This window comes from Brevibacillus sp. MER 51, from assembly GCF_023714195.1.
GTDB lineage: Bacteria > Bacillota > Bacilli > Brevibacillales > Brevibacillaceae > Brevibacillus.
In genome coordinates this window covers 1-12,546 of the sequence record NZ_JAMAUS010000005.1, presented here as the reverse complement: position 1 = coordinate 12,546, position 12,546 = coordinate 1, and the positions used below count along the sequence as shown (strand labels likewise).

Annotated in this window: 18 protein-coding genes and 2 pseudogenes; 13 read left to right on the top strand and 7 right to left on the bottom strand. The window is 41.2% G+C overall.

Going from position 1 to position 12,546, the window contains the following annotated elements; translation table 11 throughout:
- Positions 1-14 precede the first annotated feature (14 nt).
- The 10 genes and pseudogenes from M3630_RS12040 to M3630_RS11995 all read left to right on the top strand — a co-directional run.
- On the top strand, positions 15-1,616 hold the full coding sequence (locus tag M3630_RS12040; protein WP_251252253.1) for a hypothetical protein: 1,602 nt from the start codon (positions 15-17) through the stop codon (positions 1,614-1,616).
- Between the two features lie 20 nt (positions 1,617-1,636).
- Positions 1,637-1,996: a hypothetical protein gene (locus M3630_RS12035; protein WP_251252252.1), complete on the top strand. Its 360-nt coding sequence runs from the start codon at positions 1,637-1,639 to the stop codon at positions 1,994-1,996.
- An 81-nt stretch (positions 1,997-2,077) separates the two neighbouring features.
- Positions 2,078-2,212 (top strand): CD1375 family protein, encoded by a 135-nt coding sequence (locus tag M3630_RS12030; protein ID WP_251252251.1) that lies wholly within the window; start codon positions 2,078-2,080, stop codon positions 2,210-2,212.
- 663 nt (positions 2,213-2,875) lie between these two features.
- Entirely contained in the window at positions 2,876-3,136 is a 261-nt protein-coding gene (locus M3630_RS12025; RefSeq protein ID WP_251252250.1) for a hemolysin XhlA family protein, read from the top strand.
- The gene (locus tag M3630_RS12020; protein WP_251252249.1) at positions 3,133-3,411 is read left to right on the top strand and encodes a hypothetical protein; all 279 of its coding nucleotides are present in this window, start codon (positions 3,133-3,135) and stop codon (positions 3,409-3,411) included. Before M3630_RS12025 ends, M3630_RS12020 begins: the two co-directional genes overlap by 4 nt.
- Positions 3,398-4,117 carry a M23 family metallopeptidase gene (locus M3630_RS12015; protein WP_251252248.1) on the top strand — a complete coding sequence of 240 codons (720 nt, stop codon included), beginning with the start codon at positions 3,398-3,400 and terminating at the stop codon, positions 4,115-4,117. Before M3630_RS12020 ends, M3630_RS12015 begins: the two co-directional genes overlap by 14 nt.
- A complete protein-coding gene (locus tag M3630_RS12010) occupies positions 4,101-4,340 on the top strand; it encodes a hypothetical protein (protein ID WP_251252247.1) in 240 nt (79 codons plus the stop codon). The genes M3630_RS12015 and M3630_RS12010 overlap by 17 nt, the downstream gene beginning before the upstream one ends.
- 707 nt (positions 4,341-5,047) lie before the next feature.
- Complete coding sequence (locus M3630_RS12005; protein WP_251252246.1) at positions 5,048-5,887, top strand: hypothetical protein; 840 nt, start codon at positions 5,048-5,050, stop codon at positions 5,885-5,887.
- 75 nt (positions 5,888-5,962) lie between these two features.
- Positions 5,963-6,517 carry a hypothetical protein gene (locus M3630_RS12000; protein ID WP_251252245.1) on the top strand — a complete coding sequence of 185 codons (555 nt, stop codon included), beginning with the start codon at positions 5,963-5,965 and terminating at the stop codon, positions 6,515-6,517.
- Between the two features lie 24 nt (positions 6,518-6,541).
- Positions 6,542-6,810, top strand: a pseudogene (locus M3630_RS11995) (SOS response-associated peptidase family protein); the annotation flags it as partial.
- A 208-nt stretch (positions 6,811-7,018) separates the two neighbouring features.
- Here the strand turns inward: M3630_RS11995 and M3630_RS11990 are convergent.
- The 3 genes and pseudogenes from M3630_RS11990 to M3630_RS11980 form a co-directional block, all read right to left on the bottom strand.
- Positions 7,019-7,363: a helix-turn-helix domain-containing protein gene (locus M3630_RS11990; RefSeq protein ID WP_251252498.1), complete on the bottom strand. Its 345-nt coding sequence runs from the start codon at positions 7,361-7,363 to the stop codon at positions 7,019-7,021.
- Between the two features lie 121 nt (positions 7,364-7,484).
- Positions 7,485-8,543 (bottom strand): annotated as a pseudogene (locus M3630_RS11985) (YifB family Mg chelatase-like AAA ATPase); the annotation flags it as partial.
- 77 nt (positions 8,544-8,620) lie between these two features.
- Positions 8,621-9,043 (bottom strand): HD domain-containing protein, encoded by a 423-nt coding sequence (locus M3630_RS11980; protein WP_237898615.1) that lies wholly within the window; start codon positions 9,041-9,043, stop codon positions 8,621-8,623.
- Between the two features lie 241 nt (positions 9,044-9,284).
- On the opposite strand from M3630_RS11980, the gene M3630_RS11975 reads away from it, so the two are divergent.
- The gene (locus tag M3630_RS11975) at positions 9,285-9,593 is read left to right on the top strand and encodes a hypothetical protein (protein ID WP_251252243.1); all 309 of its coding nucleotides are present in this window, start codon (positions 9,285-9,287) and stop codon (positions 9,591-9,593) included.
- A gap of 297 nt (positions 9,594-9,890) precedes the next feature.
- Here M3630_RS11975 and M3630_RS11970 read toward each other — a convergent pair whose 3' ends face one another.
- The 4 genes from M3630_RS11970 to M3630_RS11955 all read right to left on the bottom strand — a co-directional run bounded on the left by M3630_RS11970 (position 9,891) and on the right by M3630_RS11955 (position 11,081).
- Positions 9,891-10,037, bottom strand: a complete 147-nt coding sequence (locus M3630_RS11970) for a hypothetical protein (protein WP_237898611.1) — start codon at positions 10,035-10,037, stop codon at positions 9,891-9,893.
- A 99-nt stretch (positions 10,038-10,136) separates the two neighbouring features.
- Positions 10,137-10,682 (bottom strand): RNA 2'-phosphotransferase, encoded by a 546-nt coding sequence (locus tag M3630_RS11965; protein WP_251252242.1) that lies wholly within the window; start codon positions 10,680-10,682, stop codon positions 10,137-10,139.
- 35 nt (positions 10,683-10,717) lie between these two features.
- The gene (locus tag M3630_RS11960) at positions 10,718-10,873 is read right to left on the bottom strand and encodes a hypothetical protein (protein ID WP_251252241.1); all 156 of its coding nucleotides are present in this window, start codon (positions 10,871-10,873) and stop codon (positions 10,718-10,720) included.
- Positions 10,874-10,889: 16 nt separating this feature from the next.
- Positions 10,890-11,081, bottom strand: coding sequence for a hypothetical protein (locus M3630_RS11955; protein ID WP_173608040.1), 192 nt, complete (start codon positions 11,079-11,081; stop codon positions 10,890-10,892).
- A gap of 396 nt (positions 11,082-11,477) precedes the next feature.
- On the opposite strand from M3630_RS11955, the gene M3630_RS11950 reads away from it, so the two are divergent.
- Together M3630_RS11950 and M3630_RS11945 are read left to right on the top strand one after the other, a co-directional pair.
- The gene (locus M3630_RS11950) at positions 11,478-11,651 is read left to right on the top strand and encodes a hypothetical protein (protein ID WP_251252240.1); all 174 of its coding nucleotides are present in this window, start codon (positions 11,478-11,480) and stop codon (positions 11,649-11,651) included.
- Between the two features lie 89 nt (positions 11,652-11,740).
- Complete coding sequence (locus tag M3630_RS11945; RefSeq protein ID WP_251252239.1) at positions 11,741-12,295, top strand: PsbP-related protein; 555 nt, start codon at positions 11,741-11,743, stop codon at positions 12,293-12,295.
- Positions 12,296-12,546: the final 251 nt, after the last annotated feature.

Genomic DNA, 12,546 nt, shown 5'->3' with positions numbered 1-12,546 from the left:
AGGAGTGATTCCCCATGTCGTTCAATGAAAAACTTCCAGAGTGGCTGGCTCCTGGAACGGAGCCACCAGAAAGCAAAAAAGTAAGTGGATGGGCTCCAGCTGATAAACCGCCAGCAGATTATTTTAACTGGCTGTTTCATCGTGCCTATCTTGTTTTGAAAGAATTGCAGGAAAAGGCTGCTGCTAAACTCAATTTTGACAATCACGTTAATGACAACAAAAAGCACCCGTTATATGGAGTCACAACAGGTACAGCCAATGCTTATGTGATTTCTTTCTCCCCACAACCTAGCGGATATACGGATGGAATGGAAGTTGTACTAAAACTCCACTCGGATTCGAAGGCAGGAGCTTCGACAATCAATATCAACAATCTCGGGGCGAAGTCATTAAAAAAGGCTAACGGAAATGATGCAACCAACCTGAAAGCAAATGGTATTTACACCTTTAGATACAACGCCACAACAGGAAATTTTATTCTACAGGGTGAAGGGGGGACAGGTAACGCAATCCCAAGTGATGTTTTAGTAGGGAAAACTTTTTCAAACGATGCTGGCGAACAAACAGGAACAATGCCAAACCACGGGGCAAAAGGTGTAATTATGCCCACAACTGCAAGACAGAACTTTGGAGGTGGGTACTATCAAGCATTCTCTGTTGAAGGCGATCCTGATTTAGTATCTGGTAACATCGTAGCCGGAAAGAACATTTTCGGTGTTAATGGTACAGCGGTTTTGCGAAACATGAATCTAGGTAATCCGATATGGACAGAAAAATATTATTGGAGCGTTACGGCTGGTTACACAAAGTTTTTTGTACCAAGTAAGGATAACATTTACCTGTATATGACCAATGGCACGAGCGTACTGGAAAAAAGGGAAATGACTAGGGGCATCCTCCAATGGAGTATTGAAATGTCAGACGGGATACAGGATGCGGTAGTAGATTCTAAAGAAAATTTATGGGTACTCACATATAACAAGGTACGGAAATTCGATTCTTATGGTAATTTCACAGACTACACAGCGATGGGAGGCGGCCTACATATTCACATAGATGCCAATGATAATCTCTATATACTTGGCTCAAATGGAAAGGCTTTTAGCATGACCAGTGCGGGGGTCAAACGGTGGGAATACTCAACAGGTAGTTCAAGCCTTTTTGGAAGTGCACTAGGCACTGACGCGTTGTATGTATTCACGGACAAAGCGTATAAAATAAGCCTAAATGGTAGCCTAATCACAAGTAGATCAATCGGCGACGCTAGAGGTAAGGGCGTAGTTACAAAAGATGGCAGTATTTACTTCTCAAATGGTGGTTCGATCGTTAAGTATGACAAAGATTTACTAACATTCACACAAACATACGGGATGGAAGGTTTCAGATATGGCTCAAATCTCGTAAAAGACGCCAATGACAATTTGTATATCGCCGACGACGACACTAAAAATCTGGTATTAATTGCTTTGAACAAAGACATGTCAAGGAGAGCTACATATAAAATACCAGGAGTAGCTCATTCATCTGTAATTGGGATAGAGGGCAACGGATATCCGATTCTTTACAACAATTACGTCATTAGATTTTTCGATCTATCTTGGCCTACAGTGGGCTAACAAAGGAGAGGAATCTTTTCATGATTTACATTCAAATCGAGAAAGAAACGGAAGCGCAGGCTTTTGTAACCTTCATTCACTACAATCCTCTCGATCCAACAGAAGGATTAGGAAAGACGCAAGAGGAGCTATTACGGACAGGCTTATTGATTGAGGGATTACCAGCAGTAGAGCGGAAAGCTGGAAAAGATGCAAAGCTATATTTCAACCCGCAAACCAAGGAATTGTGGTATGAGTATGTCGATGATGTTCCATCGCCATTAGAAGATCGGCTCAAGAAAGTGGAGAATGATATCTCTGAAAACAAACAAGCCAACCTGGATACGCAAGAGGCTGTCTTACAACTATACGAAATGGTTTCACAACCACAACCCAAGTAAGCCCGCATAGGAGGAGCAGAGATGCTGAAACGACTATGGATATGGCTTCTTTTTTTATGCCTGAAAGGAGGTGAAGAGACGATGGTAACAGTATGCGTGAGCTTGATCATTAACGGTCGCCGTACCTTTGCACAGATTCCAGTGAACCTCCAAGCAGATGTAAAATCTGACTTGGAAGCATTAGGTCTTGGTACAGACGGTAAGCCTTTGGCATAACGACTTTCCAAATTAGGAGGGCGTTTTTTCATGGGGAGCTGCTGACGCGGCTCCTTTTTCCGATGATCTGGGTTAACTTTGGATAGCAGACGAAGAGAAACATATGGCTTACGATAAAATTGCCCATTGTAAAAAACTTCTTATTCGTTGATGGAACGCCGTGTGCGATGAAAGTCGCCCGCACGGTGTAGGCTCGATTCGAAAGTCCATATGGATATAAGACGAGAATAGCGATACGAAACCGATTAATGATGTTAAATTAGATTCGTTTGGAAATAGCGCTTCTTATGGTAGGTACGTTAACTTTTACTACTCGATTCCACAGGGAGCAGAGTCAGAAAAAATAATGCAGTCCACTGATAACGGAAATACATGGGAAGGTGCCTACCTTCCAGTGGATATATGGGTATACACCTATAATGGAGTTCCCATGCATATGGCAAGAGTCGCTCAGTTAGAGCCAGGAAAAACCTATCAATTTCGTGTTGTCGTTACTGGGGGAGAGAATCAAGGAAAGTCAAATATTATCACACATGAAGTGCGGTAACCATCAACGGCCCTCGGGATAACCCGGGGGTGTTTTTTTATCATCAAGACTGTGAGCCAGCCTCGTTCCTAGCGGGGTTATTTTTATTGCCCACAGGGGGAGAGGAGGATGAGCACATGTCAAACAACGAGATGCAGGTACTATCTGATATCCGCGAGCGGATTGTCCGAGTAGAGACAAAACTGGACTCTATGACCGATGTTCGTACTACTGCGGAAGAGGCGAAAGAGAAAGCGAATGAAGCTCTTCAATATGGGAAATCAGCGCATCATCGATTGAACGAAGTTGCTGATAATCAAAGATGGCTCTGGCGTACGGTTATTGGTGCGCTAATTCTTGGAGCAATATCATTGCTGTGGAAGGGGATGGCGGTATGAAAACGTTCCTAAATGACAGAGATGGCGTCAGTGAGAAGGACTATCTTCTTTTGATCGCAAGCACTGTCTTTTTTCTTTTCGTAGCTATTGGGCTTATTTTGTCGTTGCTAGGTAAACCTGTTAGTTCGGGCTACCTTGCTCTATTGGATATGATGGCTCCAGTCCTAATGACGGTTGCAGGCGGCGTGTTCGGTGTACGAGCCGTGCAAGAGTACCGCAAACCGCGTTCCAGTGAGCATGACACGGAAGGAGAGGACTACGATGCACGTGTCTAAAGTGGACGAGATGCTCAAAGGATACCGTGTAACCAGCCCATATGGACTGCGTGCAGATCCATTCACAAGCAAGCAGGTATTCCACACTGGGATTGACCTGGTTAAAAAACATCGATCACCAATCCGTGCCTTTGTTACTGGTGTCGTCACGCACGCAAAAGAAGGTGTAAAAGGATCAGGATACGGGGGCTTTGGAATTGTAGTAGCTGTTAAAGATCGGAACGGCTGCACACACATATATGCCCATCTACACAGTGCATCCGTCAAGGTTGGCGACCGGGTCGAGTGTGGCGATGTTGTCGGACTGCAAGGTAGCACCGGGCGCAGCACGGGCTCACACTTGCACTATGAGGTTAGACGCAAAGGATTTGGTACACATACCGACCCTGTAGCGTATTTGCGAGAATATTACCAATCTGTTGATAAACCTGTGGATAGAGGAGATGAAGACACAGTGAAAGCACTGGAACCGTGGAAGCTCCAACTCGCAGACAAGGCATTGGACAGCCTTACCAGCAAGAAGGATACAGAAGGCAAAGCCTTGATAAACAACGCAGAAGAGTGGAAAAAACGATTACGAACAGAGCCACAGGCAGTCTTGGAAGACATGTCTTGGCTTATTTTTGTGCTGACAGACCGGGCAACAAACACAGCGGATTTTCTTGTCCAACCAGAGGAGGATGTAGATCATGAGCGAAGAGTTTAAACGAAAACTTTCATCACGAAAACTGTGGATGGCATTAGCTGCCTTTATCACGAGCGTGCTGGTGCTGTTTGGAATGAACGGTGACACGATTACGAAGGTAACTGCCATGATTATGGCTCTCGGCTCTGTTGTCGCGTACATGGTGACTGAAGGATTCGTGGATGCAGAGCGTATCAAGAAGGATGCAGGGGATTCAGTTGGTACATCAGAAAAGAGCCAGTAACTACAAAAGCCTTCCTTCGGAACAGTCCGGGGAGGGCTTTGGTATTTAGTGAAGATCTAAAATAGTTGTTTATAATGCCTTTGTTTTTAGCGATTTTAATTCTTTTTTTATCCACTTGAAGATAAATTCTCGACAATTATCCAAGCTAGTGAAACTTTGTGTTAGTAACTCAGAAGTTATTACCTCACCAGTAGGTTTTCGGATTTTAAAGGTATATAGTTTGAAATCCGGGTGATCTTCTTTATACGGTTTTTCGATTCGCGCATAATAAAATTGATATCTACCTTGCCAAATATCATAATCGATTCGCTCGTCCCTAGTTAATAGCCGAAAATGCATTATTCATCACCGATTCTACTTTTTTGTATAAGGTACACTTCAGATAATACCCTATTTCAGGAGAAAAGTGGTAAATGATGCGCGACTATTTTCCTATATAGATAGAGTTAAAGCAAATGACACTCTTTCGGAAATCCAGGGAGTAATTTTTTATAGAGCGAAAACTATACTAATTGAGTTTAAACATGAACTGGTTCAAAAATTCTGGGAAGTAGCAACACAAGCCAGTTTGCCATGTGACATCATAAAATAACTATATATTTATATCTATATATTGCCAATTACACCTTTATTTAATATAATTTCAAAAGCATGCATGCAAATGGTGTTCACCTAAATCTCTCATTAATTATTACAGGGGTGAAATTGTGAGTTTTTTTAAAAAGACAAATAGTTTAGTATTAGCTTTATCCTTAGCTACCGTAACAATTCTATCGCCAACTGCAGCCGCTTATGCAGAAGAGCGAGTCGAAGTTCCTGAGTTAGCAAAGAAGAGTCAACAAGTCGAGCTAACAGAAGAAGAGACTGTAACAGAAGAAGAGACTGTAACAGAAGAAGAGACTGTAACAGAAGAAGAGACTGTAACAGAAGAAGAGACTGTAACAAAAGAAGAGGAAATACAAGAAGCACAAGTACGAGTTGCTCCTTTAATTCCAATTGTTTTAATCATAGTAAGAGCAGGTGTCATGTACATTAAGTATAAAAACAAAGTGGAAGAAGCTTATGAAAAAGTAAAAGAATCCTATGTAAAAAAAGAAGTCGATAATCGTTATTACCGACAGACAAAAAATGCTGATAGAGATTGGAGTGGCGACGTTGTACCTGGCACAACTTTAGAAACATTCAAATTAAAGGGGTATAAAGGCGAGTATATTGACCTCGAATATGGCGATCCAGATGACTATGGAATGACACACATACTTTCAAGACACCATCCAGAATATTGGACAGGTGACTATAATGGTTACGATCGTGATCCTCTATCAATGTTTAATCCCGATACTTCCATGAGAGATATTGAAGAGATCATTCAAAGTGTAATTGATTACAGAGAGAACTCTCAATGGATGAAAGAGCGGCTTGATAAGGGCAACTATAGGCCAAAAGGATATGTTGGTTACCACGATGGTCAATTATATAAGTTAGTAGTAAGTGGAAACAGTATCACCACTCTTTATCCATATGGTTGGAATGAAGTCGAAGATTAATATTTGAGTAACTAAAATAGCCCTAGTTTTCCTCCTAGGGCTATTTCATTCTATATATAATATTGGAGGAGAAACATGTTTAGCGTTCATACATATTTATTAAAAGGGAACAGTGTAATAGCTTCAGAGTTAAATCTTGACCATATACATAAAGGCGTTATCCTAGAAAATATTGAACACTCCTTTATAGATATTCGGAACGAACTCGTAGTGAAGCAATACTTTAAACCATATAAGAAATTTTTTCGAGAAGCAATCCTAATAAAGTTCAATGACGAAGTTATTTTTGATTTTACCTATTATGACTTATCACTCTGGAGCTCTTTTGCTTCTTTAATTGAGGATTTTTTGGCGACAGACTCGAAAGCAACAGAAGAAACTGTACACTACCAAGCAATTATTTCCTTAGAAAACACTGATCAAGATAAGGTATTATTTACTGTAGTTAAAATGAACAACATTGAATTAGAAATTGAGTTACCAAAATACTCCTTCCTTCACGCTTTAGTCGACGGAGGATTACATTATTTCACTACTATGTGCAACTATGGGTATAGTCATATATCCATTACAAGTATGAAATCTTGTTATGAAGAACTTGCAAAGCAGTTAGATAAATTGATTGAGTAATCCGGCTGTCTCACACCCAACGTAAAACCGATGCGGATCATAATGAAGATAGAAGAACTGTTTGCTTTTGCTGGCCTATTTGATACTTGGATGAGTCCAGAAGGTAATAAACTCCTCACCTGTACAATCATCACTACCAAACCAAACGAAGTGGTCAAGGACATCCACAATCGATGCTTGTACCATATGATCACGAACAGATGAAAGCCTACCCTGTTCCAGCAATGGTTGGCAGTCCAAAGAACGACATGCCAGAATGTGTTCAAGAAATAGCTAACCCGCCCCTGTTTTGAGGAGACGGGTTTTTTACTGTGATTCGTATTAGGAATCTGCGGGTACACGATGCAAATTCTTTATTTGACTAAGATTCAACTTTTGTTCCGTGAGGAGTCAATTTTACTAAGTCGGTTCTTCGTTTAGTACCTATCAAGTTCAGAAAGGTTAAAAGATTTATTTGCAAAAATAAAGCGGCCCTTCAAATTTCAGTAGGGCCGCTTTATTCTATTTCTTCATTATTATATCCAAATACTTCGATAGGTCATTTAAGGGTGTCGGGGGTGGAATCTTACGGTCATGTTCCCATTCGTATAGAGTGCGTTCACTTATACCTAAAAGCGCAGCAAATTCTCTCTTTGTGTACCCATAGTACAATCGAGCTTTAATAATACGTTCCCCTAAACTTGATTCCGGCAGTTTCTCAAAACAACCGAGAAAAGCAACTGATACACCAAGCACTTTGGAAAGTCGTCTTAGGCTAGGAGGGGAAACTTTCAATTTATTAGCTTCTGCTAATCCAATTGTTCTTGTACACAATCCTGTGGCAGCGGCAAGATCAACCAAGTACATTTGTTTTGCTGTACGTGCTGCTCTAAGACGGCCACCAGGACTATCATCTTCGATGTCCATAAAAGGGGAGTACGGTGTTTCCTTTTTAAATGATATTCCAAGGGTATTATCTTCAACCTCAAGGATTGCACGAACCGATTAACAGAAACCGAGCAGGAAAGGTAAAAACCTGCTTAGATCGTCCAATCGTGACAACCCCTGATTCAAGCGGCTGACGCAGTACCTCTAATACATGCCGAGAAAACTCTGGCATCTCATCCAGAAAGAGAATCCCACCGTGAGACAAGCTACACTCTCCGGGACGTGGGATTTGCGCACCGCCGCCAATTAGGGCTGTAGCGGTAATCGTATGGTGCGGGGAACGAAAAGGTCTCTCCTCGACAAGCCCACTCTCCCGCTTTAATTGACCAGCAATACTGTATATTTTCGTCACTTCGTACGATTCATGAATAGTCATGTTCGGCATGATACCAGGTAGGCAAGTGGCTAAAAGAGTTTTCCCTGAACCTGGGGGCCCCACCAATATCACATTATGAAACCCAGCTGCTGCAATCTCCAAGCCACGTTTTACAAATTGCTGACCGTAAACATTGGCAAAGTCCGGGGGTAGCTGGCTTGCAGTTGTCTTGCCTATCTCTGATTCGGGAGAAATATAGCCTGAGTTTTTACTATGAAGTCCTTCTTTCCAATAGTTCACGGCCTCTTCCAGATTACTCGCAGCCAATACGCTAATGTCGACGAGCCGTGCTTCCGCTGCATTTTGTTTGGGGAGAATCACGTGAGTAAATCCTGCATTTTTAGCTTCTAGCAGGATGGGGAGTACACCCGTTACAGGGCGAAGAGAACCATCTAATGCCAACTCTCCTAGAACAAGGATTCTCTCTGGTCTAGGGAGCATTTGCTTCGAGGCTAGTAAAATTCCAAAGGCAATAGCAAGGTCAAAGCCTGAACCTTCCTTGCGCTGGTCTGCTGGTGCCAGGTTGACAGTGATCCGCTGCATTGGGTAGTCGTAGCCTGCGTTGCGCAAGGCAGCACGAACACGATCTCTCGCTTCTTTTACTGCTGAACCGCCCAGTCCGACCAAATCGAATTGAGGCAAACCATTTGCTATGTCTGTTTCTACAGTGACGACCATTCCGTCTATGCCGAGCACCGTGCCGGAATAACTGCATGCGTACATGTTCTCTCCCCCTCTGGTTATAGGGTAGGAAAAGATAGAGGGGGTGGGCAAGTAAATTGGAGCTTTTGCCTAAACGTTTATGTCGAGAGCAATTCTTTAATGGCTTCTTTGTAAAGCAACAACCGCTCATGGTCTTTTGGTTTTGGATCTGGAATACGGCTCAAGTCACAATTATCTTCCAGATCTGCTAATTTAACAAGCCTTGCTATCGGGTTGCGTTTTGCTCTTTTGACAAATTCCATATAAGTTTCGTCTTCATCTCTGGTAACAGCTAATACAGCCTCGACAATCTCATTTGAAAACCCCGCTTGAAATAAATCTTCTTTCGTTACCTCTGTGTCTTCCAGTACATCATGGAGGACGGCAACGATCATCGATTCCTTGCTTGGCATCTTCATCATTATCCTTAATGGATGAAGTATGTAAGGATTTCCACCTTTATCAAGTTGTCCAGTATGTGCATTGGTTGCAATTACAATCGCTTTTTCTAACGTACTCATCAACACTTCCCCTTTTCTAATGAGCTGCCGATTTTAGTGAACATTTATTAAAAAGCCCACTAGACACTCATCACTTAATAACTTTCTGTCTGCTCTCAATATGCCAATCAAGGATCCAAGGTTGATGATCATCTAGCCCAAAATAGTTGGTCTATTAGTTCCACCAGCTCCCCACACCTTTCTGGAAAACTTTCACTCCAGCAGGTATACTTCAATTAAACAGCTAAGGAGTTGGTTCTATTTGAATTTCACTGTTGATCCCCATCAAATTTCCATCCACTACGAACATGCTGAACCTGTTCAGATCGACTGGGACGAAGTGTACAGTGTTTCTTACTATAAAATCGATTGCATTGAGTATGAAATGGGTTATCTCGTTTTTGACTTGGTATTCGGCGAGTTCATCGAGATTAATGATAGTGATAAAAATTGGGAAAAAATCGTAAATGACCTCGAAAAATACTTACCTTCGCAAACAAGCGATTGGAGGCGTTCATTATGTAGTTGGTCGATCGACGACGGTATTCTTTATCTTTATGAAAAAGCGTAAAATCGAAGGTGAACTGGATTGAAAATTTCTGAACGCATTTCCTTTTACAGCGACCTGGACCTCATCACTTTATCAACGATTTAGAACGGGTATGATTGCTGAAACCCTTTGAATACGATGGGGAAAACGATAATTGCTGGTCCTGGACTTATGATCAAGGCCACATATTGACTACGAACAAGACAAATACAATACGGCGGTTTTTGTTATCTCCGTCCTGATTCCAAAATATCTAGCCGTCTTACCATGGATACTCCATCGTGACAACTACGCACTCACGCTCATTCACCCTTTACCTCACTGCTTTCTCTTCAATTCATTCAGGAGTTCAATGATCCGTTGGTTTTGATCCACTTGCGTTACGATGTTCTGGTTCAGCCTCCGAATCGCGTCGTAGATTGCAAAAAGTCCTGTCAACAGTAGAAAAGCAAACAACAAATCCATACCACTTTCACCTCCTTACTATGCTCATTGGTACAAAAAAGACCCGCGTTCGACTGCGAGTCTTTCCCATGCTGTGTGCTTCCTCTCGAGCAAATCGAGCTACTTCTGATAGACAGAGATATACTCTTTTTGTACATGATCTGCTAACCAAACGAGCTCATTTCCATGGTAAAACTTCACACCATCTTGCCAAGCTTGTCTCGCATCGATTCGTAAAAGTACCGGATGATCGTCTCGTCTTTTCCCAACCTGCTGTGCTGTTTGGACGTCTTCAGACAGATGCACATACTGTCTTCCTTTGGGAACAAGTCCGCTTGCCAAAATAGAATTAAGGAATCTTTGCGGCGTGCCGTGAAAAAGATATGCAGGCGGTTCTTTTTCTTCCTTTTGAACCTTTTGCGGCACTGAATGTCCATAGAGTGCGCGAATTTTACCTTGATTGATCTCATGGCGCTTTTTTTCTGATAACGTAATCATCGTATGTAGATCTTCTTCGGTAACCCCTCGCCACTTGCGCTGTTCATGAAGGGCCATAAGCAATTGCTTGATAGGTACCCATCCTTGTTCGTCTAATTCAAGTTCATATTCATGGGGGGCATGACGAAGCGCATAGGACAGTTCTTTACTCAATTTTTGATAATCCATACACTCATCTCCCATTACAGGTCATAGCCACTTCTTTACACAAAAAAGTAACCAAGACTCACGATTGCAGCAATAAATAGGTGAACGATGGAATTTCCTGTTAGTCGAATCCAGAGCTGTTGGCTTTTCATCGTCCAAAATCCATAAAGGAGAGCAACGATCAAGTAAGCCAGAACATAAACGAGAAACACCAGACTGTTCTCCTTTTTAGGCCATTTCTTTTTTTATGTTCGCAATTAGCTTGTCAGCGTTGTTTTCATCGTTATCAAACATAACCAGATCCTGCAAGGCAATCCCTTCCACGGATTGGATTGCTGTGGACATCGAATCGGCCAGTTGCTGCATATCAGCTTTGTCTGCTATTTCAACATCTAGAACCAGTACAAGTTTTTTCTTCATGGTGAAAATCCTCGCTTTACGATAAGTATGGATAGTGCAATCGAGCCATATCATCCCCATTATACAAAATAATCCGGCATACATGTACTTTCGCTTGTAGATTCAAAGATTGGAGTATCACCAGGATTCGCCGAGTATGTTGAGAGAGAGAAAGGCCGAGTTAAAGAGTCAGGTAAAAAAATTAATGAATATATAACTCAAAGTAATAAAAAAACTTATCGTGACTTTACATATAAGGAAAAACAAGCGATTGATAAGTATATAAATAATGTAACGTATCAAAATGATCGTATACTAAAAGCAAAGGTAGATTGGGAAGCCGCTAACCGAATAGGTGATAAAGATGGAAAGGAAAAAGCAAAAGCAGTTGCTAAAGATGCACGAGAAAAAGGCGGTATGTTAAGTAGAGAGACAAGTATAGATCGTATTAAAGAATTGAATGAAAAAATACAAAAAGAAAAATATAGAGAGGCAGAAAAAATCAAAGATAAAGCAAAACGAGAAAAGGCTCAAGACGAAGCGCATGAACGAGCTAACGCATATAGAACCCAAGGTGGTACTTTAAAATAAAAAGAATGGTAATTGCCAGCTTTCATTTCAAGTGAAGTTGTTAAAATAATTATCATCGTAAACGAATACTGACTTTCTGGAGGATAAAAATGAACATGCCACATCATCTAAGAATCATGATTCAATGTTTTTTTGTGGTGAGTTTTCTGTTAGGTTGCTCCCAAACAAACGAAACAGTTAAGGCAACTGAATTCAAAGAATATAAAAATAATAAGTTTTCGATATCTTACCCAATTGATTGGGCGGTTGTTGAAGATTCAAATGACGGTAGTGTTGCGTTTAACTCCCCAAAGGAGAGTGAAGAAGACTTTATTTCAGAACATATTATGGTAATGTCGACTTCGTTGCCTGATGAAGCTCGGGCGCCCATGGAAACCTATAAGAATGAAATTATTGAGACAATGAAGAAACGGTCTCCTTGGCTTGAAGTGCAAAACACTTCTAATCTAACTGTAAATGGCCTTTCAGCTCTTGAGATCTTATTGAAAGGAAAAAGAGAGAATGTAAATATAGCTCTTAGATTGACTGTTGTGGCAAAAGGTAAAACGGGCTATGCAATAGGATTTGCATGCCAGGATGGAGATCTTGCCAAATACGCTTCGACAATCGATAAAGTGACAAACTCCTTTAAAATATTGGAATAATTAATGGTTTTATAACAAATAGTAAAATGTCCCTTCAATAGTAAGGGACATTTTCTTTTTAAACTTCAAACGATTTTATAAAAGTAACAATTATTCAGGCTGAAAATTCGAAATCAAAATTTCCGAGTCTGTAAAATATTCTGTGTAAACTCTCAACCTCTAAACTACAATTAGTCTTAGAAAGGTTGGGAGATTTTTATGATGTCAAAAGAGCAGATCAAGCAGTGGATCAAAGAGAAAAACATGAAGTC